The following is a 24,317-nucleotide window of genomic DNA, read 5'->3' on the forward strand; positions in this document are numbered from 1 at the left end:
GCTCACACCCGGCGATGACATGACTGATCGCTACGATGACGTGAAGGAATGGCTCAGACTGTGCCGGGAGGCTGGCACCACGATATATTCGGTCTGTGTCGGCTCTGTCCTGGTTGCGGCTGCCGGTCTTCTCGACGGGCGTCCCGCAACATCGCACTGGGCGTTCGAAGGTCTGTTCCGACAAAGCTTTCCACGGGTCAAATTTGACCCGCGCCCCAGCATCTGCTTCTCCGATCCGTCCGGGCGTCTGGTCACCGCTGCGGGCGCCAGCTCGTGGCATGATCTGGCACTCTATACGATCGCGCACCACGTTTCGCCGGAAGAAGCGATGCTGACGGCGAAATTCTTCCTGCTGAACCTGCACCCGGACGGTCAACTGCCCTATGCGAACCGGATCGTCCGCCGCCCGCATGCTGACAACGTCGTGCGGCGCGCGGAAACCTGGCTTGCCGAGAATTTCCGGGACCCGGATCCTGTTGCTGGCGTCGTTGACGCAGTTGGCATACCGGAGCGGAGCCTGAAACGACGGTTCAGTCAGGCCACCGGCCAGACGCTCATCAGCTACGCACAGGATCTGCGGGTCGAAGCCGCCAAACGGGCATTGGAGTCCGGTCAGGCATCCGTCGAAGACATTGCCGCGGACGTCGGTTACGAGAACGTCGCCTTTTTTCGCCGCCTGTTCAAGCGCACCTCCGGCCTGGGGCCAACCGCATACCGGCGCCTCTACCGGCCCTTAGAAGCGCATACCGCTCTTACCCGGCAACAGGTGCAGACGTAACGTACTTGCAACACGAGATCTGAGGCAGGGAAGGCGCCCTGCCCCTCTGCAAGTTCCGATCGTTGCTGGTTTTCGACCACTTCGATGGCCCAAATGGATCGCTCCTTGCTGATCTGACACTCATCAGTACCCAGTCCCAACCCCAGAATACACGCGACGGCGGCCGACTTTCTGGCGTGGATGTGGACCTACCATTGGGATTGTCAGGGCCCCCTCCCGCGGCGCATGAGGTCAGGTGCTGCGCCATGTACGTGACCGCCGGACGATCCATCGGACCGCAATCGACAACGAAAGGAGCCGTGCAAGATGCAGATGATCGACGGAGAACCCAAAGCGACCGTGACGCAAGACATGCACCATACTGACGCAGCTGTCATGGCGTTGCATTGTTCCGGCTCGGACAGCACGCAATGGCAGCATCTCGACACCTACCTGGCGCAGGAAACAGAGCTCATACTGCCCACTTTGGCAGGAGCCGAGGCCGTGACAAGGGGCTGGTCACGCAAGACCTATACGCTTGCCGAAGAGGCAAAGCCGCTTGTTGATGCGTTGCACCATCACGCGGCACCGATGCATCTGGTCGGGCACTCCTATGGCGGCGCCGTCGCACTCCATATTGCCCGTCATCACCCGGAACGTGTCGTATCCCTTTGCCTATATGAGCCGACATCGTTCAGCCTGCTTAGCCACGTAAACCAGGCCGACCGGAAGCTGTTCGACGAAATCGAAACGCTCGCCGTCGCGATTGAAAACGCGGTGGCGGAAGGCTGCCCGGATTTTGCAGCGCAGGTTTTCACGGATTTCTGGGGCGGTGTGGGCACATGGCAGGCGCTGCGCCGTGACCGCCGTGCGGCACTCATAGACTGGATCCCAAAATGCCCGCTGGATTTCGGTGCCTTACTCTATGAACCACCCGGCGCCGCCCTGCCCGCGCATTTGCCCGTAACCCTGATGGTTGGCACCCAGAGCCAACGGCAGACGCAAAGGATCGTCCAGTTGCTGCGAGCAGAGACATCCCAAGCCAGCGTGGTCGAGGTTGACGGAGCCGGTCATCTGGGGCCGTTTACATTTCGCGACAGGATCGCCGGGCTTATCAGCGCACACTTTCAAAGAGTGGGTAAGCCGATGATTGCGGCCGGAACAGTGGGGCGCGGACTTTGAGAGGACGAGGTCATTGTTTCGGGCGGACCTCATGGTCGCGGAGGTGGCCTGCGCAGTTCACAATCGCACCCTCTGACAGAAACCTCCATGCGGCAAAAGTCACTTTCACCCCGTTGCCCTCCATCGAAAAGATCCAGCTTGCTGCGCATGTCGCGATCCGCATGTTGCGCAGCACATGCTGCTTCCAACGCCGGATCGACACAAGATTGCGGCGGGTGCGTTCATCGCTGTGAAAGGGGCACGATGCCCGGACCTCACGCCGCAGACATGTTCCGACCTGACTGCATTTCTGCCGCCACGAGTGTTACAAGTGCCCTTGCCAATGCGCTGCCGTCATCTGCCGCGCGGATGTGGGTAAGCGGAAGTAGTGGCAGACCACAGTCGGCGGGTGCTTCGATCAGATCACGATCTGCGAGAGATTGTGGCAACGCGGCCACTGCAAGATCCGCCCGAAGCGCCGCAACCTGCCCCATGCAGGTATCGCTTGAATAGGCCACCCGATAGGCGCGACCCGCCTCCTGCAATGCGTTCAGGGCCGCGTCGCGCCACGCACATCTGGCATCTGCCACAGCAAGGGGAAGCGGATCTTGCTGAACGGCGCGCCCACCATCCAGAACCAGCCATTTCAAAGGCTCCGAAAAAAGCTCTCGGGCCTGAATGCCGGATGCATCCACATCGTTGAAGAGGGCCAAATTCGCAGTGCCGTCCGTGATGCCCTGCTGTACCGCTTCGCTTGTCCCCAGCCGAACATCGACGTGAACACCCGGATGAACGTCCGCCAGACGCCGCAACAGCCGTGGCACGAGAGAAACGCCGAGATCATGAGGCGCCGACAGACACAGACGCCCCACGAGCGGAGATTCGCGAAAAAGTGCAAGGGTTTCGTCATTCAGCCCCAAAAGGCGACGGGCCTGTCCCAGCAGTTTCCCTCCATGATCCGTAAGCGCAACGTGGCGGGCATCCCGATCCAGCAACCGAGCGCCCAATATCTCTTCAAGCTTGCCAATCTGGAGGCTGACTGCCGACGGGGACTTGTTCACCCGTGCCGCTGCGCGCCGAAATGACCCGGTCTCACAGATTGTGACGAAGCTGCGCAACGCATCCAGATTCAGAGTCCGGTTTGCCGGATCTCGACTCTCATCGAAGCTCATTGTTTCGATTTCCTCAATCATAAGATCAATTCATATCGTTTTTCTGGACACAGATCAAAACCTATTCTCTGACCAAGAAGAGAGGGGATGACATGTCAATCACGCGGCGAAACACCCTCGCCGGCCTCTGTTGGGCGGGCCTGGCGATCACTGTATGGTCGGGCTCCCTGATCATGTTGCGGCTTGGCGTTACAACATCCCTGAACGCCTATGATCTGACCCTTCTGCGATTTGGTGTCGCTGGCCTGATCCTGTCGCCCGTCGTGCTACTGCGCGGCACAGGCACGGACAGGCTGCAGTTGACTGGTGTGGTCGCAATGTTGATCGCCTTCGGGGCACCCTACGTCCTGCTGATTTCTCTCGCCTTGGAAACCGCGCCCGCTGCGGCAGCAGGCGCGCTCAATCCGGGGGTGATGGCCATCGGCGCAGTTCTGCTGGGTCGGATGGTCCTTGGCGACCGGATCGGACGCGCGCGTTTTTCCGGATTGACGGTCACGGCGATGGGCGTCCTCCTGTTCACGCGTGCCGGGGGGATCGTTACGATCGGTCACCTGATCCTGATCGGGACCGGCATCATGTGGGCGAGCTACGTTCTGATCGTCCGTCGCGCAGCTGTCCCGGCGCTGAATGCGGCGGCCATTGTTGCGGTGGGGTCAGCGGTGTTTTACCTGCCTGTTTATCTGGTGGCATTGCCCAAACGGATTGCCGAAGCCCCGCTGGTAGACGTGGTGATACAGGCCGGGTTTCAGGGTATCCTTGTCAGTGTCTTCGCCATCTATGCTTTCAACCGGTCTGCCGAACTGCTGGGCCCCGTCGCGGGTGCAACTCTTCCCGCCCTGATACCGGTGGTAACGCTTGGTCTTGGTGTCGCGGTGCTTGGCGAAACGGCCGATCCGGCCGAGATCGCTTCGGCAATCCTGGTCACTGTCGGGCTTGTTCTGGTACTTGCCGGGGCACCTGCAATGCGCTGGCTTTTCGACCAATTGATGCATGGCCCGACCAAGAAGCCGCACCCGTGAATGTCTCGGAACCAGAGCTAAGAACAGCTGCAAAACTTCGCGTCACACTGGTTGATGCCAGTTGGAGCAGACGGACGATGGACCTGCGCGACACACCGGTGACCTCGGTGCCGATGGTCGCAGATACGATAAACTCGTCCCCGTTTGCGACCACCGGCTTTGTCGACTTTGGGTCCTGTTCGCCACGCGGACACGGGAACGAGACCAGCGCCGCAACACCTGTACCGATACCAGCTTCGCTCCCGCCGTTTTATTCTCTGCAGTGCAACGCTTGGTGCAGTCTGTGCACCTGGTCAGCGCAGAGGCGCTTTAGGCGACTCTCACGAAGCGGGCCCCTGTAAGCGCAGTCTCACCAACGGGAAGGGCCGAATATCAGGTCACCTTTTTGGGCGCCGTATACTTCGGATCGTCCCACAGTCTGTTGTTGAGCACATCTGCGAGGATCTCCACCGCCGCCGTTACATCGGACGCTTCCAGGTAAAGCGGCGTGAAACCGAAGCGCATGACATTGGGCGCGCGGAAATCGCCGATCACGCCGCGATCAATCAACGCCTGCATCGCGGCATAACCATGCTCGAAGGCAAAAGACACCTGCGAGCCGCGCTGTGATCCGTCTCGCGGGCTTACAAGGCTCAGCATCGGGCAGCGGTCTTCCACCTCGGCGATGAACTGCTCCGAAAGCGCCAGAGAGGCGGCGCGGATGTCCGCCATTTCCACGCGGTCCCAAAGGCGCAACGCCTCTTCCAGCGCCGTCATCTGCAACACCGGCGGTGTGCCCACGCGCATCCGTTCAATTGAGGGCGCGGGTGTGTAGGTCACATCAAATGCGAAGGGCGCGCTATGCCCCAACCAGCCTGATAGCGCCGGCTCTGCCTGCTCTGTCAGATCCGGCCGCACGTAGATGAACGCCGGGGCACCCGGCCCCCCGTTGAGGTATTTATAGGTGCAACCGACCGCGAATTCGCACTCTGCCCCGGTAACATCCACCTCCAAAGCCCCGGCACTATGCGCCAGATCCCAGATCATTACCGCGCCTGCCGCCTGCGCCTTTTTGGTGATAGCAGCCATGTCGTGCTTGCGCCCGGTGCGGTAATCCACCTCGGTCAGCATGACCACCGCGACATCGCGGTTCACGGCGTCCGCAACATCCTCAGGCGCCACTTTGCGCAGCTCGTAACCGGCGTCCTTGAGCCGAATAAGCCCTTCGACCATGTAAAGATCAGTAGGAAAGTTGCCGGTGTCCGACAGGATCACCCGGCGCTCCGGACGCATCGCCAGAGCAGCCGACAGGGCCTGAAACACCTTGATCGAGAGCGTATCGCCCATGACGACGCTGCCTGCGGGCGCGCCGATAAGACGGCCCACCATATCGCCCACGCGCCCCGGTTGATCCATCCAGCCGCAACTGTTCCAACCCCGGATCAAGGCCTGCCCCCACTCGTCAGTGACCGCCTGTTTTACCTTCTCCACCACCCCTTTAGGCAGCGGCCCCAGCGAGTTTCCGTCGAGGTAGATCACACCCTCCGGCAGCTCAAACAGATGCTTTTTCGGCAAACTCATCACAATCCTCCGCGCAGGTGCCACAGCTCGGGGAATAACTCCACTTCGAGCATGCGGCGCAAGTACTTCACGCCACTGGTGCCGCCGGTGCCGCGTTTGAACCCGATGATCCGTTCCACCGTGGTCACGTGGTTGAACCGCCAACGCCGGAAATAGTCTTCGAGATCGACCAGTTTTTCCGCCAGATCATAAAGCGTCCAATGCGCATGTGGGTCGGTATAGACCTTTGTCCAGGCGTCGACGACATCCGGGTCCGGCGCATGCGGCGTGTCCATGTGAAAAATCGCCGGATCAAAACTGACGCCCATCTCTTTTTCCAGCAACCGCAGCGCCACATGGTAAAGCGAGGGTTGCGTCAGCTCATAGTCCAGCATCCTGTGCAGTTCGGTGCGATGCTCATGCACCTTCATCATCGCGCGGTTGCGGTTGCCGAGGATGAACTCGATCAGCCGGTATTGATGCGACTGGAACCCCGAGGATTGGCCCAGATCCTCGCGAAAGGCGGTGTAATCGCTGGGCGTCATGGTGCGCAGCACATCCCACGCGTTGTTGAGCTGCTCAAAGATGCGGGCGACCCGCGACAGCATCTTGAAAACCTCCTGCGTCCTGCCCTGCAGCATCAGCGCGCGCGCGGAACTCAACTCATGCAGCACCAGCCGCATCCACAACTCCGATGTCTGGTGCTGCACGATGAACAGCATCTCGTCATGGGCATTGGACAGCGGCTTGGCCGCCCCGAGAATGCCATCCATCCCCAGATAATCGCCATAGCTCATGTCCTTTGAAAAGGACATCTTGGCACCATCGTCTTCCGGATCATAGGCGTCGGTCATCTGCGGGCCTTTCCTCTGCGCGGGGTGATGGACACGGGCGGTACATGTCTCCTAAAATTCCTATGGCCGCGTCACTTTTATTTCAAGCTTAAAATTTCAGACTTGAAATAGTTTCACCCGCCGCCTACCCTACTCGCAATCGGATTTCTGCAAAGGGGATGCTCATGCGTGTCGCATGTCTCGGCGGTGGGCCTGCGGGTCTCTACTTCGCGATATCGCTGAAACTGCGCCAACCGGACGCGGATGTCACTGTTTTTGAGCGCAACAAGCCCGATGACACCTTTGGCTGGGGTGTGGTGCTGTCGGACGAAACGCTCGACAACCTGATGGAAAACGACCCCGCCAGCGCAAAGGCGATCCGCGATCACTTTGCCTATTGGGACGATATCGCGGTCTTCTACCGGGGCAGCAAACAGCTTTCCACAGGTCACGGGTTTTGCGGGATCGGGCGCAAACGCCTGCTGCTTCTGCTGCAGGCACGCGCGCGGGAGCTTGGCGTGACCCTAGTCTTCGAACACAGCATCGACAGCGTTGCGGAATTTGCCAAAGGCTACGATCTGGTGGTGGCCTCCGACGGGCTGAACTCCATCGCGCGCACCGAATTTGCCGATCATTTCAAGCCGAACATCGAGATGCGCGCCTGCAAGTTTGTCTGGCTGGGCACCCGTCAGAAATTCGATGACGCCTTCACCTTCATCTTCGAGGAAACCGACAAGGGCTGGCTCTGGGCGCATGCCTATCAGTTCGATGCGGACACGGCGACCTTCATTGTCGAGACAGATGAGGACACATGGAACGCCTATGGTTTTGGCGAGATGAGCCAGCAGGAAAGCATCGCGGTCTGTGAAGAGGTCTTCAAGGACCACCTGGACGGCCATGCGTTGATGACCAATGCGAACCATATCCGCGGCTCGGCCTGGATCAACTTCCCCCGCGTGCTCTGCGAGACCTGGAGCCACGAGAACGTCGTGCTGATGGGCGACGCCTCCGCCTCGGCGCATTTCTCCATCGGCTCCGGCACCAAGCTGGCGCTGGAAAGCGCCATTGCGCTGGCCGATTACGTCACCACCAAGGAGACGCTGGCAGAGGCCTTTGCGCTTTATCAGGAAGAGCGGCGCGTGCAGGTGCTGCGCCTGCAATCGGCGGCGCGCAATTCGCTGGAGTGGTTCGAGGAGGTGCAGCGTTACCTCGGCCTCGACCCGGTGCAGTTCAACTATTCCCTGCTGACCCGCAGCCAGCGGATCAGCCACGAAAACCTGCGCCTGCGCGATCCGGAATGGCTCGAAAGCGCCGAACGCTGGTTCCAGACGCAGGCCGGCGGGCCGGAGACCCCGGTGCGCGCGCCGATGTTCGCGCCTTTCAAGCTGCGCGAGATGGCGCTGGAAAACCGCGTCGTCGTCTCGCCCATGGCGCAGTATAAGGCCGTGGATGGCTGCCCGACCGATTGGCATTTCGTGCATTACGCCGAACGCGCCAAGGGCGGTGCCGGGCTGATCTATACGGAGATGACCTGTACTTCGGCCAAGGGCCGGATCACCCCCGGCTGCCCCGGTCTCTACGCCCCCGAACACGAGGCCGCCTGGCGGCGTCTGACGGATTTCGTGCACGCGGAGACGACGGCCAAGATCTGCTGCCAGATCGGCCATTCGGGCCGCAAGGGCTCCACCAATGTAGCCTGGAAGGGCATGGACAGCCCGCTGGAGCGCGACAATTGGGAGCTGATCTCCGCCTCGGCGATCCCGTGGTCGGCGGAGAACGCCGTGCCCCGCGCCATGACGCGCGATGACATGGACGCAGTAAAGGCGGAATTCGTCGCGGCGGCGCAAATGGCCGAGCGCGCGGGCTTTGACATGATCGAACTGCACGCCGCCCACGGGTACCTGATCTCCTCCTTCATCTCGCCCCTGTCGAACAGGCGCGACGATGACTATGGCGGCACCCTCGACGACCGCCTGCGCTATCCGTTGGAGATCTTCGCCGCCATGCGGGCCGTCTGGCCTGCAGCCAGGCCGATGTCCGTGCGCATCTCCGCCAGTGACTGGGCGGGCGCGGACGGGGTCACACCCGAAGAGGCCGTCGAGATCGCTAAGGCCTTTTCCGCCGCAGGCGCGGATATCATCGACGTCTCCGCCGGGCAAACCTCGACGGACGCCAAGCCCGTCTACGGGCGCATGTTCCAGACGCCGTTTTCAGACCGCATCCGCAACGAGGCAAACATCGCCACCATGGCGGTTGGCAATATCTACGAGCCCGATCACGTCAATTCGATCCTGATGGCGGGCCGCGCCGATCTGGTCTGCCTTGCCCGCCCACATCTTGCCGATCCCTATTGGACGCTGCACGCGGGCGCGGAAATCGGCGACCGGGCGCAACCCTGGCCCCTGCCCTACGAGGCGGGACGCGATCAGCTCTGGCGCCTCGCGGACCGGGAAGCGGAAATGGGAGGGGCGGTATGAGGCGGGTTCTGGTCACAGGCGGCGGGTCGGGCATCGGACGCGGGATTGCCCGCGCCTTCGCAGATGCAGGCGATCACGTCACCATCACCGGGCGTCGCGAAGACGCGCTGCACGATACCGACGCAGGCCGCGGCATGACCTGCGTGCCAGCGGACATCACCGATGAGGCCGCAGTCGAGGCGCTCTTTGCACAGCCCTTTGATGTGGTGGTCGCCAATGCGGGCAGCGGACGCGCAGCACCACTGACCGAGGTGAGCCTTGAGGAGTGGAACGCCACATTGGCGACCAACCTCACCGGCACCTTCCTGACCTTCCGCGCCGCCCTGCGCGACATGGCCGAAGGCGGGCGGCTGATCGCCATCGCCTCGACACAAGCGCTGAAAGGCGGGGGCCGCATCGCCGCCTATGCGGCCTCCAAGCACGGGGTTCTGGGCCTTGTCCGGTCGGTGGCCCACGAGGTCGCGCGCAAGGGGATCACCTGCAATGCGATTTGCCCCGGTTTTGTCGACACGCCTATGGCCGAAGCCGCCGTGAACAGCGTGATGCAGGGCCGCGATCTCGACGAAGAGGCCGCCCGCAAGATGGTCGTCTCCAACAACCCGATCGGGCGGCTGATCACCCCCGACGAAGTCGCCGCTGCCGCACTTTACCTTGCTTCTCCCGGTGCCGCGATGGTCAATGGCCACGCCTTGGCCCTGTCCGGGGGTGAGATATGAAACCGCAGGACCAGTCTGCTGCCGACCCTGCCTCCAAGGCGCATCTGCGCCTCTGGCTCCGGCTGCTGAAAATCAACCGTCTGGTCGAGGCGGAATTGCGCGAACGGCTGCGCCTGAGCTTCGGCACCACCCTGCCCCGGTTCGACGTCATGTCGGCGCTCTACCGCAACCCCAAGGGCATGAAGATGAGCGAGCTGTCGCGGCTACTCATGGTCTCCAACGGCAATGTCACCGGCATCGTCGACCGGCTGACCGAAGACGGGTTCATGCTGCGCGAGGCGGTGCCCGGAGACCGGCGTGCGGCGCGCGTGCGCCTGACCCGCAATGGCATTGCCGAGTTCGAACGACAGGCCGCGGCTCATGAAGAGTGGGTCAGCGAACTCCTGGGCGGGCTCAGCCCCGAAGACACCCGCCGCATGGCAGACGATCTGGGCACCGCCTTGACCCTCGACAGGAAGGACGCCGATGATGCGTAAACCGCCACAGCATTTCCACTGCGCCATCAGCGACCGCATCGCCACCATCGCCCTCGACCGCCCGGAGCGGAAAAACCCGCTGACCTTCGACAGCTATGCCGAGCTGCGCGACTGGTTCCGCGATCTGGTCTACGCGGAGGATGTGGACGCGGTGATCTTTGCCTCCAACGGTGGCAATTTCAGCTCCGGCGGTGACGTACACGACATCATCGGCCCGCTGACCCGCATGACCATGAAGGAACTGCTCACCTTCACCCGCATGACCGGCGATCTGGTCAAGGCCATGGTCAATTGCGGCAAACCGGTGATTGCCGCCATCGACGGCATCTGCGTCGGTGCGGGCGCGATCATCGCCATGGCGTCGGACCTGCGCATTGCCACGCCCGAGGCGAAAACCGCCTTCCTCTTTACGCGCGTCGGATTGGCCGGCTGCGACATGGGCGCCTGTGCGATCCTGCCGCGGATCATCGGACAGGGCCGCGCGGCGGAACTGCTCTACACGGGCCGGTCGATGAGCGCCGAGGAAGGCCACGCCTGGGGCTTTCACAACCGTCTCGTGCCCGCCCAAGACCTCACCGCCGCGGCGCGCAGCCTTGCCGAACGGATCGTTGCAGGCCCGAATTTCGCGCATATGATGACCAAGACGATGCTGGCGCAGGAATGGTCCATGTCCATCGAACAGGCCATCGAGGCCGAAGCGCAGGCGCAGGCGATCTGCATGCAGACCGGCGATTTCGAACGGGCCTACACCGCCTTCGTCGCCAAGGAAAAACCGGTGTTCGAGGGCGATTGATGGCAGACAAGAGCTTTCTCGATTGGCCGTTTTTCGACGGCAAGCACCGCGCCCTCGCCGCATGGATCGACGACTGGGCAGCGCGTGCCACGCAGCAAATCGACCACGCGGACACCGATGCCGCCTGCCGCGCGCTGGTCGCGGCGATGGGACAAGAAACATTTCTCGAACACGCCGCCCCGCAAGGCCCCGCCTTTGATGTGCGCGCCCTCTGCCTGATCCGGGAGACCCTGGCGCGCCACGACGGGCTCGCGGATTTCGCCTTCGCCATGCAGGGTCTGGGCACGGGCGCGCTCACGCTCTTTGGCACGCATGCGCAAAAGGAGGCCTGGCTGCCCAAGGTCCGCAGCGGTGAGGCCATCGCCGCCTTTGCGCTGACCGAACCGCAGTCGGGCTCGGACGTGGCCAATGCCACCATGACGGCCACACGCGACGGTGATGACTACATCCTGAACGGTGAAAAGACGTGGATTTCCAACGGCGGGATCGCCGATGTCTACACGGTCTTTGCCCGCACCGGCGACGGCCCCGGCGCGCGCGGGCTCTCGGCTTTCGTCGTGCCCGCAGACCTGCCCGGATTCGAGGTGACAGAGCGGCTCGAGGTGATCGCCCCGCACCCCCTCGCCACGCTCAGCTTCTCGGATGTCCGCCTGCCCGCCTCCGCCCGCATCGGCGACAGCGGCGCGGGGTTCAAGATTGCCATGTCGGTGCTCGATGTCTTCCGATCCACCGTGGCGGCGGCGGCTCTGGGCTTTGCCCGCCGCGCGCTGGACGAGAGCCTGACCCGCATCCAGACCCGCAAAATACAGGGCGCGCCGCTGGCTGACCTGCAGATCGTGCAGGGCCATATCGCGGATATGGCGCTCGATATCGACGCCAGCGCCCTGCTCGTCTACCGCGCGGCCTGGGCCAAGGACAGTGGCGCGCCGCGTGTCACCCGCGAGGCGGCCATGGCCAAGCTGTTCAGCACCGATCAGGCCCAGAAAGTCATCGACACCGCGGTACAGCTGCACGGCGGCGACGGCGTGCGCAAGGGTCAGAAGGTCGAAGAGCTTTACCGCGATATCCGCGCCCTGCGCATCTACGAGGGCGCCTCGGATGTGCAGCGCGTGATCATTGCGCGTCAAACCATGGGCACGTAACCCATTCATTTGAAAGGAAATACACCATGATCGATCTGAAGAAAGGCATCACCAAAAACGGCGCAGGTTTTAACGGCACCGAATGGAACATCCTCGGTCAGGCCTATTTCCCCAAGGCGATCTGCGACACCACCTTTGCCTTCGAGACCAATTCGAACCCGGGCGACTTCGTGCCCGTGCACATCCACCCCACGCAGGACGAATTCATCCTCGTGCAGGAAGGCGAGCTGGATCTGAAACTCGACGGGGTCTGGTCCAAGGCCTATCCCGGTGACGTCGTCCGCATGCCCAAGGGGATCCCCCACGGCTATTTCAACAAATCCGACAAACCCTGCCGCGCGCTCTTCTGGGTCTCCCCCATGGGCAAGCTTAAGGATCTCTTCGATCAGTTGCACAATCTCTCCGACCCAGAGGAAGCCGCGCGCATCTCTGCCGAGCATGACGTCGATTTCCTGCCGCCCGAAGCCAACGAGTGAACCATGCTGGGTCCGTCCGCACATACCGACACCTTCGCCCGGGACAACCTGCCGCCGCCAGACGCGCAGCCCGAATTTCTGCTGGAGGGGTTCGATTATCCCGACCGGCTGAACGCCGCGGTGGAACTGACCGATGCGGTTGTCGCGAAAGGCATGGGCGACAACACGGCGCTGATCGGCAACGGGCGGCGGCGGACGTATAAGGAGCTCAGCGACTGGACCAACCGGCTGGCCCATGCGCTGGTCGAGGATCTCAAGATCAAGCCGGGCAACCGGGTGTTGATCCGCTCGGCGAACAACCCCGCGATGGTGGCCTGCTGGCTGGCGGCGACCAAGGCGGGGGCGGTGGTGGTCAACACCATGCCGATGCTGCGCGCGGGCGAGCTCGGCCAGATCGTCGACAAGGCAGAGATCACCCACGCGCTCTGCGACACGCGGCTGATGGACGAGATGGTCGCCTGCGCCAAGGACTCGACCTTTCTGAAATCTGTGGTGGGGTTCGACGGCACCTCCAACCACGACGCGGAACTCGACCGGTTGGCGCTTGAAAAACCAGTGCAGTTCGAGGCGGTGGAGACCGGGCGGGATGATGTGGCGCTTTTGGGCTTCACCTCCGGCACAACCGGCGATCCCAAAGCCACGATGCATTTCCACCGAGATCTGCTGATCATCGCCGATGGCTACGCGCGCGAAGTTCTGGGCGTGGTGCCTGAGGATATCTTTGTCGGCTCCCCGCCCCTGGCTTTCACCTTCGGGCTCGGCGGGCTGGCGATCTTCCCCCTGCGGTTTGGCGCGGCGGCCACCCTGCTGGAAACCGCCTCGCCGCCGAACATGATCGACATTATCGAGAAGTATCGCGCCACGGTCTGTTTCACCGCGCCCACCGCCTACCGCGCGATGATGCGCGCCATGGACGAGGGCGCGGACCTCTCCAGCCTGCGCGCTGCCGTCTCCGCTGGCGAGACCCTGCCCGGCCCGGTCTATGACGAATGGATATCGAAAACCGGCAAGCCCATGCTCGACGGGATCGGCGCGACGGAGATGCTGCATATCTTCATCTCCAACCGCTTCGATGACCATAAACCCGCCTGTACCGGCAAACCCGTCACCGGCTACCAGGTCCGCCTGATCGATGAGAACGGCACCGAGGTGCCCACCGGCACGCCGGGGCGTCTGGCCGTCAAGGGGCCGACAGGATGCCGGTACCTCGCGGACAAACGCCAGTCCCTTTACGTGCAGGACGGGTGGAACGTCACCGGCGACACCTTCGTGATGGACGCCGAGGGCTACCTGCATTTCGCCGCGCGGAATGACGATATGATCGTCTCCTCCGGCTACAATATCGCGGGGCCGGAGGTGGAGGCCGCCCTTCTGTCCCATGACGCGGTGGTGGAATGCGGCGTGATCGGTGTGCCCGACCCAGAGCGCGGGCATATCGTCGAGGCGCACATCGTACTGGCCGAGGGCGTGGCCCCGGATCAGACCACCGCACAGGCGCTGCAGGAGCATGTCAAGGCAACCATCGCGCCCTATAAATACCCAAGGTCCGTCCGGTTTATCACAGCCTTGCCCAAGACGCAGACCGGCAAGATACAGCGGTTCCGGCTGAAAGAGGACCCTTAGGTGACCCGACATTTCAATTTTCCAAATAAGAAGAGACGCCATGCCAAACCGCATCATTGATCCCGACGAGTGGGCCCCTGCAAAGGGCTATGCCAATGGCGTCCTGACGGACGATGGCCACCTCTTTGTCGGCGGCCAGATCGGGTGGAACGCCGCGCAAAAATTCGAGACACATGACTTTATCGGGCAGATGACCCAGGCCCTGCGCAACATTCTGCAGGTTGTCGAAGAGGCCGGTGGTGCGGCGGCCGATATCACCCGACTTACGTGGTATGTAACTGATAAAAAAGAGTACTTATTGCGTCAGAGCGAAGTAGGTACCGCCTATCGCAGCGTGTTGGGGCGCCATTTCCCGGCCATGACCATGGTTGTCGTTGCGGATCTGATCGAAGATGAGGCGCTGGTCGAGATCGAGGCGACCGCCGTTTTGCCCAGCTAACTCGCGGGCAATTTCATCGACCCTGACCACTCATCCTGCCAGTGCGACCCCCTCGCGCACGCTGCCTTTTTCTGCGCGGCCCAATACATTTGATTTTTTGGAAATCATGAAATTTCTCCCGGTGGAAACGGACGGCCCTCGTCACCTCTTCGGGCAGGAAAGCCAAGCCGGCTCAACGCAAAATACATGGCTCCAACTCATCCGGACAAACCACAACCCTTCGGAATATTGCCCGATGTATGGACCGTGAAACCTGCACACATCAAAGAGACACCGCGGAATTAAAGCCAATGATGGCCAAACGAACGCCGTTTCTCAAGCTGCTTATGATCAGTTAACCCAATGTCTCTGCGCATGTGATCTGACAGATCAAGAGCGCGATGGCTGCGATAGGAAGTCCGCCAGAAACCACCGGATGACAGCTTAAAAAGCCTCAAAAAATGTAGTTTTTTCATAGCTTTCTGGTATAATCTCATACTGACACCATGGATTCCAAGTGGGACTGATTCACAGCTCCAAAATGCGCTGAAGTCAGATGTATTCCCAACAAATCCATGGCATAGAGACATAAGTGAGATTTATCGATGACACGATCACCTCTCCCACCGCTGGCTGCCATTCGCGTTTTCGAAGCAGCTGCACGTTACGGTAACTTCACCACCGCCGCCGCCGAGCTTGGAATGACGCAGGCCGCCGTCAGCTATCAGATCAAAGTACTGGAAGACCGCGTCGGTGCTTCGCTTTTTCATCGCAAACCGCGCGGCGTTCAGGTGACCGAGGTCGGGGCCCGGTTTTCGGATCGGATGACCGCATCGCTGGACATGATCGCCGAGGCATACGCGGAGGCAAAAGGCACAACGCAGGGCACCTTGTCGATCAGTGTCATTCCGACGTTCGCCACAAATTTCCTCGCCCGGCGGCTTGGCGGATTTCAATTGGCCAACCCCGACATCGCCGTTCGGATAGAAGTTGGCGAAACACTGGTGGATTTTAACGCCAGCAGTTTTGATGTCGCCATTCGGGGCGGCAAGGGAAACTGGCCTGGCTTGACCTGCCATAAAATCATGGAAACCGCCTTCACCCCAATGTTGAGTCCGGCCTTGGCCGACTCGATTGGCGGGGTTTCGGACCCGGAAGATCTCCTGAAGCTTCCGATCCTTGCCCATTCCGATCCGTGGTGGCGGATGTGGTTTGATGCGGTCGGCGTTGGCTTGGCCAATTTGCCTAACCGCACAGTGCAAAACTTCGGACCTCAGGTCATTGAAGCCAACGCCGCGATGGCCGGTCATGGGGTTGCGATGCTGACGCCCGCCTTTTTCCGCGATGAGGTTGACCTGGGGTTGCTGACCCGACCCTTTGATCTGACCTGCGATGATGGCAGCGCTTATTGGCTGACCTATCCCGAAAGTCGGCGCAATTCACCCAAGATCCGCGGCTTCCGCAAATGGCTGGATGGGGAAATGGCCAGCTTCAACTGCTGACCTCACCCAGATGAAAAACAAGCGCCGCGCGAAAATCGCGCGGCGCTTTTCGGTTGGAGTGCGGGGGCGACGCTTTCCAACCACTCCCAATGTACACGCAAACCCGGAATCCAAAGGCAGAAGGTGCCGGGTTTGCGCGTTGGAGGGATTCTTAAAACACGAAGTTGTCGCCTGACAGATCACCGGCATTCAACCCGCCCCACGGCGGTGGGCCACCGTCGCCCTCACCGAATTCAAAGATTGAGCCATCATTGATCTTGGCTGCAAATTCTTCCGTGTCCACGTTCCGGAATCTTGCAATCCATTGCAAACCCTCTTCGGCGGTTTCTGCGGCAAGGTAGGTGTCAGGGCCAAATCCAATAACGGTGAGCATATCCGAAAGCTGGGTTTTTTTGGTCAGGTCCGATTGCGCAAGAAACCCGGCTTCGAATGCCAGGATATCCACGCCCAGTTCGAAATCGGAAATATCCGCGTATCCGACACCGCCACCGGTCGCCTTCCACAGGAAGGTATCCGCGCCAAGACCACCAGTGAGCTCATTGTACCCATCACCGCCTGACAGCACGTCATTGCCCATGCCGCCATTCAGCACATCGTCGTCCTCGCCACCGTCCAGCGAATCCTCACCATAGCCGCCGTTCAGAGTGTCTTCCCCGTCGCGGCCCCAAAGTCTGTCATTGCCGCCTTCGCCGTCCGCCACGTCGTTGCCCGACCCACCGTCAATGTAGTCGTTTCCGGTGCGGCCTTTGATCACGTCGTTATGGTTCCCGGCATAGACTGTATCATTGCCACTGCCAGCGTCGATCGTGTCATTGCCGCTGCCGCCATCAATCGTGTCGTTGCCCTCGCCGCCTTCGATGTCATCGTTGCCGCTGGCGCCGTAGATGTCGTCATGACCATCCCCGCCTTCGAGGGTATCCCAGCCCCCCCCGCCGTCAATTTCATCGTTGCCGTCACCGCCCTGGACCAGATCATGCGCACTGTCGCCGAATAGTGTATCGTTGCCCTCACCACCCGAGAGCGTGTCATTTCCGGACCCGCCATAGGCCAGGTCTTCACCGTCGCCGCCCGAGATGTAGTCATTCTCGCTGTAGCCGCTCAGAGTATCGTTCCCGGCGTTGCCATAGATCGTGTCCTCGCCTTCGAGACCGTGCACCTCGTCATCGCCCGAACCGGTCATCAGCAGATTGCCGTCAGCGTCGCCCACAACGATTGCATTGCTACCGCCTGTCACGACCACGTTCTGAATATCAGAGAGCGAGTCGTTGCCAAGCGCGCCGCTGCTTGAGCCGTTGTAGAGCTGAACGATGATGTCACCGACCACGCCACTGGTGTCGTAGATCGCGGTATTGATGCCCTGACCGCCCTGAAGCGTATCGTTGCCCTCACCGCCTTCCATCCAGTCACTGCCGCTATTACCGCGCAGCAGGTCATCGCCTTCTCCACCGTCCATGTCGTCGTTACCACTGCCGCCATAAAGACGGTCGTCACCCTCTCCGCCGTCAAGCGTATCGTTGTTTGCGCCGCCGGACAGGGTGTCATTGTCATCACCCCCGTAAATCAGATCATCACCCGAGTTCCCCATCAGGGAATCGTCGCCTTCAGCTCCGTCGATCGTATCCTCGCCATTGCCACCGCGGACCGTGTCATCGCCGGACCCGCCTTGAAGCAGGTCACTGCCATCCCGCCCTTCGATCACATCATCCCCGTAAGAGCCCCGAATCCAGTTCTGCGCATCACTGCCGAGCAGCGTGTCGTCACCATGACCACCCGCTAGGTTCTCGATCGAGTTGTATCGCTCCTCCGCCGAATAGTTCACGAGCAGCGGCTCACCTGTCTCGGTGCTGTAGATCGTCACGCTCAGACCGTGAATGGTGCCGATGCCGGTCGCCAGATCGGCGCTGATGTTGAATTCGGTGGAACCATAGTCCACCCTGTCGATCCCGGTGCCGCCATAATAGTAATGGTTGAGGCCATAGCGGTGCTGCTCGGACGGATCAAAATCATACCGGAAAGTGTCGTTTCCACCGAGACTCAAAAACCAGCCATTCGAGGGACCTTCGAACCAGGGCGGCAGATTGTTAATGTCGATATAGTCATCCAGATGAGTTCCGTAAAATGGGCTGGGGGCAGGCACGCTGTCTCTCCTTGGTATTAAACCATTTAAATTCACACGCTGAGAATGCGGGCACGGATCGGCCCGGCGTCAGCTCTCTTGTGACGTACCGATTGAAGGCAATGCGCGGAACCCGCAGCGCTGCAAGCAGGTCATGCGCTGGCGCAAGACGTAACGTGACTTTGGAAAAAGTGCTTAAGTTTCAGAGAGTTTTGGACCTGCGGAGGGTATCCTCATTTTTCGGGGCAAACCTCTGCTCCCGGCGCTCTGGCGCTGCGTCAGGACATGGGCGGCCGAGGCTTCGATGGGCGATAGCGCGGCCTCTTCGAACACCTGCGACCCGTTGCCTGATTGCTCAAATCACCCCGGCCCGCAGTCACCGCATGAGGTCCCGCGTTATGTGCATTTTTGCCAGACCCTCATGCAATTCTGCAGGTTGTCCGAAACACACGTAAAACCTAGACTCCGGCATGGGCGCAGATACCAGCTTTTCATCATGACGAATGAACCGCGTTATTGGATGGACCCGCAATTGGAAGACCAGGTGGAGCGAATTCAATGGACCTGACCCAGGACGACATCGACATTATTCGAGCTTCTTACATGCAGCTGTCCTCGGATTTGCAGCGGTCGGGTGACGTATTCTACGAGGCGCTATTCGATATTGCCCCGGAAACGCGGGACTTGTTTCTGGCTGACATGTCCTCGCAGGCGATGAAACTGATGAGCACCATTGGGCTGGTGGTTTCACAACTGCAGAACTCCCAGGAGTTGGAACCGGTTGTGAAGGACCTGGCCCTGCGCCATCTGGCTTATGGCGTGGAAGAAAAGCACTACGCACAGGTGCGGGAGGCCCTGCTCAAAATGCTCAGCGTCGTGCTCGACAGCGCCTATTCCGAAGAAGCGCGCACCGCCTGGGGCAAGGCCTATGATGGGTTGGCCAATGTGATGGTTCGCGTGGCCTATCCCGAACGCAAGGGCAAAAACGCGCTGGTCAACAACTGACCCGCTTCACCCATTGATCTGTCAGACCAGAAAATCGCGCAGCAAACCTGCGTGATATCTTGATTCTTGCGTGATAATCATGATATCTGCGCAATACTTGCATTTCTGCGCGATCAGACAAACGCGCAGGATTACCCCTCGCAGGAGGTCGGTTTGGCCCGTCGCACGCCCCCCGAAGACGTTCAGCAGTTGTTGCAGGTTCTGCGGGACCACGACGGGCCTCTGGGGCTTGTAGAGATCGAGGCCGCGCTAGCCCCTGCCCCGCCGCGCAGAACCCTTCAGGCGCGCCTCAAAGCGCTTGTAGAGGCCGGCTCCATCATTCGCGAGGGGGCAGCGCGCGCCGCCAAGTACCGCCTCTCGGACGGGCAGGCAGAGGCTACGGGCGCCATCCCCCTGTCTGCGGCGGCTGCCGCCCTGCGCGCCCATGTGCAGCAACCGCTGACGGCACGCCGCCCCGTAGGCTATGACGCCACGCTCCTGGAGACCTATGATCCCGCCACGGCCCCGCTGCTGACAGATCAGGACCGTGCAAAGCTTGCCGAGATCGGCACGCCCATCACCGCGGAACAACCCGCAGGGACCTACGCCCGCAACATCCTTGACCGTCTGCTGATAGACCTGTCGTGGAATTCCAGCCGGTTGGAAGGAAACACCTATTCCCTGCTCGACACCCGCCGTCTGATCGCCTTTGGCGAGGCCGCTGAAGGCAAGGACCAGATCGAAGCGCAGATGATCCTGAACCACAAGGATGCCATTGAATTTCTGGTCGACACTGCCGGTGAAACAGGTTTTGACCGCATGACCTTGCTGAACCTGCATGCGTTGTTGGCAAATAACCTGCTGCCCGATCCTACGGCCGCCGGGCGACTACGGCAGATCGAGGTGGCGATCAGCGGGTCGGTGTTCCAACCGCTCGCCTTGCCCCAGATGATCGACACCGCTTTTGATCGGCTCTGCAGGCAAGCCAACACAATCGACGATCCTTTCGAACAGGCGCTTTTTATCCTGCTGCACCTGCCCTACCTGCAACCCTTTGACGACGTGAACAAAAGAGTCTCCCGTCTTGCCGCCAACATCCCGATGATCCGGCGCAACCTGATCCCGCTGTCTTTCGCGGATGTGCCGCAGACACTCTACACACAGGCCATGCTTGCCTTCTATGAGACCGGCAACCCGGCCCTGATGCGCGATGTGTTCCTCTGGGCGTATCAACGCTCTGCGGATCGCTACCGTGCGGTGCAGCAGTCGCTGGGGCAGCCCGACCCCTTCCGGCTGCGATACCGCGACGAACTGCGCACCATCGTGGCCGAGATTCTACGCGCCGCCGTGCCGCGTCATCAGACGCCGGCGCAGATCCTTGACTGGGCCGCGGCGCATGTACCCGTCGACGATCGGGCTCGCTTCCGCGCGGTGGTGGAAGACGAATTGCTCGGCCTTCACCCGGGTAACTTTGCCCGCTACCGGGTGACCCCGTCCGAATTCAATGCCTGGCAGGCTGTCTGGGCGCACCCGTCTTGAGCGGGGCCCCATTGTCGGTTCACTGTCAAGTCGCCCCTTGGCAAAAGCAACGAATACGGCAGAGCATCAGAGACTGATTAGCCTATTAGTCTCTGAATTCGATCCGATCCAGAGGGCCGAACTCCAGTTCTGCCGCGGCGATCAGCGGGGCGATCAAATGCGTTTCAATGTAGCGCTGCACAAATGTGCTCGGTGCAGACAGCGCCAACACCCCCGCCCTGCATTCCTGAAACGTGAGCCGCGAAAACCAGCTGCCAAACGCCGACGGATGCTGGGCCGATAAATCGGCCATTACCCGCCCCCACGGGGTACCGCCGGATACAGGAGCAGGGGTTTCGGCAGAATCCTGTCGATAGCTCTGCAATTGCACGATCTTTACCGATGGCTGGCTATGCCGTTCCGCCATCCGGGCCTCAAAATCCGGGCCGACCAGCCCCCAACAGGGGGCCGAAACCTCGGCTATGCGCGCATGGTTGAGACGAAAGGCCCCTACCCTGCCCCGCACCCCTGGCCGTGTACAAATGAGAACACCCGCTCCGGTCAGCCGTTTGACTTCCCGTTTGACGGTCCGTTCGTTCACTGACCACATCCGGGCCATGTCGCGTTGCCCCACGCAAAGTTCATCCAACGCCCAGTTGTAGCGCGCCGTCACCAGCGCAATCAGCCGCATCATCGAGGTCTGGAACGTTGGTGATCCATTCAACCCAGCCACCGACAAGGCTGTCAGCACATCGTACTTCACCACGCTCGCGCCGGGTCCTGTCAGACGTAGTGGTTCCATGCTGTCCTGCTCATGCGCTTTCCTGTATCCTTGCCTCGGTAGGTCAGCTTCTGTCGAGCCGATTCCCCTCGCCTCTGATCAGAGCCCCAAATCCCGTATTTTGTCAACGGCTTTGGAAAAGCAGGAATTCTGAACCTTTTCAAGTTCATTTGAAATTCTAAGGGTATATAGGATAAGGGGGACAGCAATCATGACACCCTATCTGGCTCTGCGTGTCACCATATCTTATCCGCGGACGGTAGTACCTGTCACCATATAGTGGCTGCTTTGCGGGTTGCCGTGGCATGAGACGCGGTTTCCCGGATTTCGCGCATTTGCGGATTTCCGAAATTTATCTTTGCCGATTTTTGAAAATCCCGTTATTTGTCGACGAGCAGATAATAACACGAGCAGAGCCATGAGAGATCATAATGACCTTCTGACGATGAATGAACGTAGCCTTGCACAGCAGGCAGCGGTGCGCAAAGCGACGTTTTCGCCTGGCGAAGTCAAGACGTTGCGCCCCTTCTCCATCTGGGAAATCAGCCAGTTCATGTTCGATGTGCCGGCGGACACGTTGCGCAAGAAGCTGGCTGAGGATCCAACCCTGCCCCAGGGTCTGACTGAAGAGGACGGACGTCAGCGTTGGTTCTCGCTTGAGGAAATCAACGAGCTGCGTCGCCGTATTCGGTTTCGGGGTCGCACGCTTTTACCGGAACGGCCGCGCGGTCGTGCTATGCGTGTTGCGGTGTCGAATTTCAAAGGCGGTGTGGGCAAGACCGTCGTGGCACAGCATCTGGCCAATGCGGCTGCGCTGGATGGCTACCGTGTTCTTTGTGTCGACTTCGACCCGCAGGCGACGCTTACGCACTCCATGGGCATCACCGAGGTGAAAGAGTGGAATACCGTCTGGGGCATCATGTGTCGCGATCTTTGCCGGGAGGCAGATCGGATCATGGAAAGCTATGACGATCCCGACGACTGCCCCTACCCGTCTTCGGACGAATTGCCCGAGGATGTCCGCTCCATCGGCGTGCAGCGGTTCCAGGATTTCATTCAACCGACTTGCTGGCCGACCATCGATATCATCCCCTCCTGTGCCAACGCGGCTTTCGTCGAATTCGCCTCCGCGCAGTACCGGTCGATCCACAAGGCATGGAGCTTTTTTGGCTGCGTCGCGCGGTATCTGGATGAGCTGCCCGATGACCAGTATGATATGATTGTTTTCGACTGCCCGCCGGCCATCGGTTACCAGTCCCTCAACGCGGCCTTCGCGGCGGATATTCTCTACATCCCCTCTGGCCCCGGATATTGGGAGTATGACAGCACCACCAGCTATCTGGGTCAGCTGGGCGATGCGATGGCCGATATCTCCGATGGATTTGACGCACTGGCGGCGAGCGCTGGCATAACGCTTCCGAAGAAGTTTGCGGATATCCGTTTGTTGATGACGCGTTTCGAAGGCACCAACCCGCTGCACCTGGCGATGATGGATGCCTTCAAGAATGTTTTTGGCGCAGACGTTTGTGCCAATCCGATCGAGATGACGCGCGCGGTGGAACAATCGGGCCGCTTCCAGATGTCGGTCTACGAACAGGATTATCGCCAGATGACCCGCGAGACATGGAAGCGCGCGCGCCAGAGTTTTGACAGGGCTTATGCGGAGTTTTTGCAGACGGTTCTGGCGGCCTGGAAGGATCAGGGCGGACGCAAGGAGGACGCAGCATGAGCGGCAAGAACAAATTCGGATTTGCGCCGGTTGATCCGGAGCCGACCCCCGCGCGCCGGTCTCGAAACCCGGGCCCGATGGGCGCTGCCGTGCGGGACGTCGCTGCAAACCTGCAGGAAACCACGGAGGCCAAGGTCGAACAGCGTCGTCGCAACGCTGAGGACGCCAAGGCGTTCCGGGATGCGCAGGACGAGGGGCGGGTGCTGGTGCGCATTCCGCTGCGCGAGATCAGGACAGACGACCTGCCACGTGATCGGTTGGAACTGGATGCCGTGGCGCAGTCGGACGAGATGGAAGAGCTGAAATCCTCGATCCGCGAACGTGGCCAGAAGGAGCCGATCGAGGTCTACCGCGATGCGGCGGGCGCGTTTCAGCTGAAGAAAGGGTGGCGCAGGTTCACCGCGCTGTCGCAGCTTTTCAGTGAAACCGGCGACGCAGGATTCGGTGAGATTGTCGCACGCGTCGAGGCGGGGCAGGGCGACCGGATCGCGCGCTATGTCGATATGGTCGAAGAGAACGTTGTGCGCGAAGACCTGACCTTTGCAGAGATGGCGCAGGTGGCGATCACGGCGGCGCAGGACAGCGGCATCGAGGAGACGGATCCGTCGGAGCTGGTCAACCGGCTTTATGGCGCGTTGCACAAGACCAAGCGGTCATACATCCGTAGCTTTGTCTTTCTGCTCAGCGTGCTTGGGGACAGCCTGAATTGGCCCAAGGACGTTGCGCGCAATCTGGGCGTCGATGTGGCGCGGGCGCTGAAGAGTGAAGGGCAGGCGGCGGAGCTGCGCAACCTGCTTGCAGGTTGTGAGGATGCGGCGGCGCAGACGCGGGTGCTGGCCTCCTTCCTGGCGCAATCCAAGGCCAAGCCGGATGCCGCGAAGCAGGGTGCGGAGCCCAAGCAGAAGTTTGAATTCTTCCTGGGTGAGACCAAGATCACGGCGCGGATGGGGGAATGCCGGATTGTGAGTGACCGTGACTTCGCAACGATTTCCAAGGCGCGTCTGGAAGAGGCGGTAAAGGCTTTCGAGGCGGCTTTGGCGGGCGGTCCCCGCATTCGATAACGGGTGTTACCCATGGGTAACCGG

21 protein-coding genes are annotated in these 24,317 nt (G+C 60.8%); 16 read left to right on the top strand and 5 right to left on the bottom strand.

Going from position 1 to position 24,317, the window contains the following annotated elements; genetic code table 11:
- The coding region (locus Q1A07_RS21590) for a helix-turn-helix domain-containing protein (protein WP_299784547.1) at positions 1-778 on the top strand (778 nt) is incomplete at its 5' end.
- A 306-nt stretch (positions 779-1,084) separates the two neighbouring features.
- Positions 1,085-1,939, top strand: a complete 855-nt coding sequence (locus Q1A07_RS21595) for an alpha/beta hydrolase (RefSeq protein WP_299784548.1) — start codon at positions 1,085-1,087, stop codon at positions 1,937-1,939.
- A 254-nt stretch (positions 1,940-2,193) separates the two neighbouring features.
- Here Q1A07_RS21595 and Q1A07_RS21600 read toward each other — a convergent pair whose 3' ends face one another.
- A complete protein-coding gene (locus Q1A07_RS21600) occupies positions 2,194-3,090 on the bottom strand; it encodes a LysR substrate-binding domain-containing protein (RefSeq protein ID WP_299784549.1) in 897 nt (298 codons plus the stop codon).
- Between the two features lie 92 nt (positions 3,091-3,182).
- Between Q1A07_RS21600 and Q1A07_RS21605 the strand changes: the two genes are divergently transcribed.
- Positions 3,183-4,109 carry a DMT family transporter gene (locus Q1A07_RS21605; protein ID WP_299784551.1) on the top strand — a complete coding sequence of 309 codons (927 nt, stop codon included), beginning with the start codon at positions 3,183-3,185 and terminating at the stop codon, positions 4,107-4,109.
- Positions 4,110-4,481: 372 nt separating this feature from the next.
- Here the strand turns inward: Q1A07_RS21605 and kynU are convergent, their stop codons facing one another.
- Entirely contained in the window at positions 4,482-5,669 is a 1,188-nt protein-coding gene (gene kynU, locus Q1A07_RS21610) for a kynureninase (protein WP_299784553.1), read from the bottom strand.
- Positions 5,669-6,502 (bottom strand): tryptophan 2,3-dioxygenase family protein, encoded by an 834-nt coding sequence (locus Q1A07_RS21615; protein ID WP_299784555.1) that lies wholly within the window; start codon positions 6,500-6,502, stop codon positions 5,669-5,671. Before Q1A07_RS21615 ends, kynU begins: the two co-directional genes overlap by 1 nt.
- A gap of 164 nt (positions 6,503-6,666) precedes the next feature.
- Between Q1A07_RS21615 and Q1A07_RS21620 the strand changes: the two genes are divergently transcribed.
- From Q1A07_RS21620 to Q1A07_RS21660, 9 genes are all read left to right on the top strand, one after another.
- Positions 6,667-8,958, top strand: coding sequence for a bifunctional salicylyl-CoA 5-hydroxylase/oxidoreductase (locus Q1A07_RS21620; protein WP_299784557.1), 2,292 nt, complete (start codon positions 6,667-6,669; stop codon positions 8,956-8,958).
- Positions 8,955-9,674 (top strand): SDR family NAD(P)-dependent oxidoreductase, encoded by a 720-nt coding sequence (locus Q1A07_RS21625; RefSeq protein WP_299784559.1) that lies wholly within the window; start codon positions 8,955-8,957, stop codon positions 9,672-9,674. The genes Q1A07_RS21620 and Q1A07_RS21625 overlap by 4 nt, the downstream gene beginning before the upstream one ends.
- On the top strand, positions 9,671-10,150 hold the full coding sequence (locus tag Q1A07_RS21630; RefSeq protein ID WP_299784561.1) for a MarR family transcriptional regulator: 480 nt from the start codon (positions 9,671-9,673) through the stop codon (positions 10,148-10,150). Before Q1A07_RS21625 ends, Q1A07_RS21630 begins: the two co-directional genes overlap by 4 nt.
- Positions 10,143-10,943 (top strand): enoyl-CoA hydratase family protein, encoded by an 801-nt coding sequence (locus tag Q1A07_RS21635; RefSeq protein WP_299784563.1) that lies wholly within the window; start codon positions 10,143-10,145, stop codon positions 10,941-10,943. The genes Q1A07_RS21630 and Q1A07_RS21635 overlap by 8 nt, the downstream gene beginning before the upstream one ends.
- Entirely contained in the window at positions 10,943-12,085 is a 1,143-nt protein-coding gene (locus Q1A07_RS21640) for an acyl-CoA dehydrogenase family protein (RefSeq protein ID WP_299784565.1), read from the top strand. Before Q1A07_RS21635 ends, Q1A07_RS21640 begins: the two co-directional genes overlap by 1 nt.
- Positions 12,086-12,111: 26 nt before the next feature.
- Positions 12,112-12,561: a cupin domain-containing protein gene (locus Q1A07_RS21645; RefSeq protein ID WP_299784567.1), complete on the top strand. Its 450-nt coding sequence runs from the start codon at positions 12,112-12,114 to the stop codon at positions 12,559-12,561.
- Positions 12,562-12,564: 3 nt separating this feature from the next.
- The gene (locus Q1A07_RS21650; RefSeq protein WP_299784569.1) at positions 12,565-14,184 is read left to right on the top strand and encodes an AMP-binding protein; all 1,620 of its coding nucleotides are present in this window, start codon (positions 12,565-12,567) and stop codon (positions 14,182-14,184) included.
- A gap of 40 nt (positions 14,185-14,224) precedes the next feature.
- Positions 14,225-14,623, top strand: coding sequence for a RidA family protein (locus Q1A07_RS21655; protein WP_299784572.1), 399 nt, complete (start codon positions 14,225-14,227; stop codon positions 14,621-14,623).
- A gap of 584 nt (positions 14,624-15,207) precedes the next feature.
- Positions 15,208-16,104 (top strand): LysR substrate-binding domain-containing protein, encoded by an 897-nt coding sequence (locus Q1A07_RS21660; RefSeq protein ID WP_299784574.1) that lies wholly within the window; start codon positions 15,208-15,210, stop codon positions 16,102-16,104.
- 151 nt (positions 16,105-16,255) lie between these two features.
- Here Q1A07_RS21660 and Q1A07_RS21665 read toward each other — a convergent pair whose 3' ends face one another.
- A complete protein-coding gene (locus Q1A07_RS21665; RefSeq protein WP_299784576.1) occupies positions 16,256-18,241 on the bottom strand; it encodes a calcium-binding protein in 1,986 nt (661 codons plus the stop codon).
- A 537-nt stretch (positions 18,242-18,778) separates the two neighbouring features.
- Here Q1A07_RS21665 and Q1A07_RS21670 point away from each other — a divergent pair.
- Positions 18,779-19,225, top strand: a complete 447-nt coding sequence (locus Q1A07_RS21670; RefSeq protein WP_299784578.1) for a globin domain-containing protein — start codon at positions 18,779-18,781, stop codon at positions 19,223-19,225.
- 153 nt (positions 19,226-19,378) lie between these two features.
- A complete protein-coding gene (locus tag Q1A07_RS21675; protein WP_299784580.1) occupies positions 19,379-20,743 on the top strand; it encodes a Fic family protein in 1,365 nt (454 codons plus the stop codon).
- 85 nt (positions 20,744-20,828) lie between these two features.
- On the opposite strand, the gene Q1A07_RS21680 is transcribed toward Q1A07_RS21675, so the two are convergent.
- Positions 20,829-21,524, bottom strand: coding sequence for a DnaA N-terminal domain-containing protein (locus Q1A07_RS21680; RefSeq protein WP_299784581.1), 696 nt, complete (start codon positions 21,522-21,524; stop codon positions 20,829-20,831).
- A gap of 397 nt (positions 21,525-21,921) precedes the next feature.
- On the opposite strand from Q1A07_RS21680, the gene Q1A07_RS21685 reads away from it, so the two are divergent.
- Both Q1A07_RS21685 and Q1A07_RS21690 read left to right on the top strand, forming a co-directional pair.
- Positions 21,922-23,232 carry an AAA family ATPase gene (locus Q1A07_RS21685; RefSeq protein WP_299784583.1) on the top strand — a complete coding sequence of 437 codons (1,311 nt, stop codon included), beginning with the start codon at positions 21,922-21,924 and terminating at the stop codon, positions 23,230-23,232.
- Positions 23,229-24,293: a ParB N-terminal domain-containing protein gene (locus tag Q1A07_RS21690; RefSeq protein WP_299784585.1), complete on the top strand. Its 1,065-nt coding sequence runs from the start codon at positions 23,229-23,231 to the stop codon at positions 24,291-24,293. The genes Q1A07_RS21685 and Q1A07_RS21690 overlap by 4 nt, the downstream gene beginning before the upstream one ends.
- Positions 24,294-24,317 lie beyond the last annotated feature (24 nt).

The sequence above is a fragment of the uncultured Roseobacter sp. genome, from assembly GCF_947492555.1.
GTDB lineage: Bacteria > Pseudomonadota > Alphaproteobacteria > Rhodobacterales > Rhodobacteraceae > Roseobacter.

Bases quoted from the DNA above. Each gene is read 5' to 3' on its own strand.
- Q1A07_RS21650 (WP_299784569.1), top strand. From the start codon at position 12,565: ATGCTGGGTCCGTCCGCACATACCGACACCTTCGCCCGGGACAACCTG.
- Q1A07_RS21625 (WP_299784559.1), top strand. From the start codon at position 8,955: ATGAGGCGGGTTCTGGTCACAGGCGGCGGGTCGGGCATCGGACGCGGG.
- Q1A07_RS21615 (WP_299784555.1), bottom strand. From the start codon at position 6,502: ATGACCGACGCCTATGATCCGGAAGACGATGGTGCCAAGATGTCCTTT.
- Q1A07_RS21645 (WP_299784567.1), top strand. From the start codon at position 12,112: ATGATCGATCTGAAGAAAGGCATCACCAAAAACGGCGCAGGTTTTAAC.
- Q1A07_RS21660 (WP_299784574.1), top strand. From the start codon at position 15,208: ATGACACGATCACCTCTCCCACCGCTGGCTGCCATTCGCGTTTTCGAA.
- kynU (WP_299784553.1), bottom strand. From the start codon at position 5,669: ATGAGTTTGCCGAAAAAGCATCTGTTTGAGCTGCCGGAGGGTGTGATC.
- Q1A07_RS21685 (WP_299784583.1), top strand. From the start codon at position 21,922: ATGAGAGATCATAATGACCTTCTGACGATGAATGAACGTAGCCTTGCA.
- Q1A07_RS21635 (WP_299784563.1), top strand. From the start codon at position 10,143: ATGCGTAAACCGCCACAGCATTTCCACTGCGCCATCAGCGACCGCATC.
- Q1A07_RS21655 (WP_299784572.1), top strand. From the start codon at position 14,225: ATGCCAAACCGCATCATTGATCCCGACGAGTGGGCCCCTGCAAAGGGC.
- Q1A07_RS21670 (WP_299784578.1), top strand. From the start codon at position 18,779: ATGGACCTGACCCAGGACGACATCGACATTATTCGAGCTTCTTACATG.
- Q1A07_RS21595 (WP_299784548.1), top strand. From the start codon at position 1,085: ATGCAGATGATCGACGGAGAACCCAAAGCGACCGTGACGCAAGACATG.
- Q1A07_RS21630 (WP_299784561.1), top strand. From the start codon at position 9,671: ATGAAACCGCAGGACCAGTCTGCTGCCGACCCTGCCTCCAAGGCGCAT.
- Q1A07_RS21690 (WP_299784585.1), top strand. From the start codon at position 23,229: ATGAGCGGCAAGAACAAATTCGGATTTGCGCCGGTTGATCCGGAGCCG.
- Q1A07_RS21680 (WP_299784581.1), bottom strand. From the start codon at position 21,524: ATGGAACCACTACGTCTGACAGGACCCGGCGCGAGCGTGGTGAAGTAC.
- Q1A07_RS21605 (WP_299784551.1), top strand. From the start codon at position 3,183: ATGTCAATCACGCGGCGAAACACCCTCGCCGGCCTCTGTTGGGCGGGC.
- Q1A07_RS21640 (WP_299784565.1), top strand. From the start codon at position 10,943: ATGGCAGACAAGAGCTTTCTCGATTGGCCGTTTTTCGACGGCAAGCAC.
- Q1A07_RS21620 (WP_299784557.1), top strand. From the start codon at position 6,667: ATGCGTGTCGCATGTCTCGGCGGTGGGCCTGCGGGTCTCTACTTCGCG.
- Q1A07_RS21600 (WP_299784549.1), bottom strand. From the start codon at position 3,090: ATGAGCTTCGATGAGAGTCGAGATCCGGCAAACCGGACTCTGAATCTG.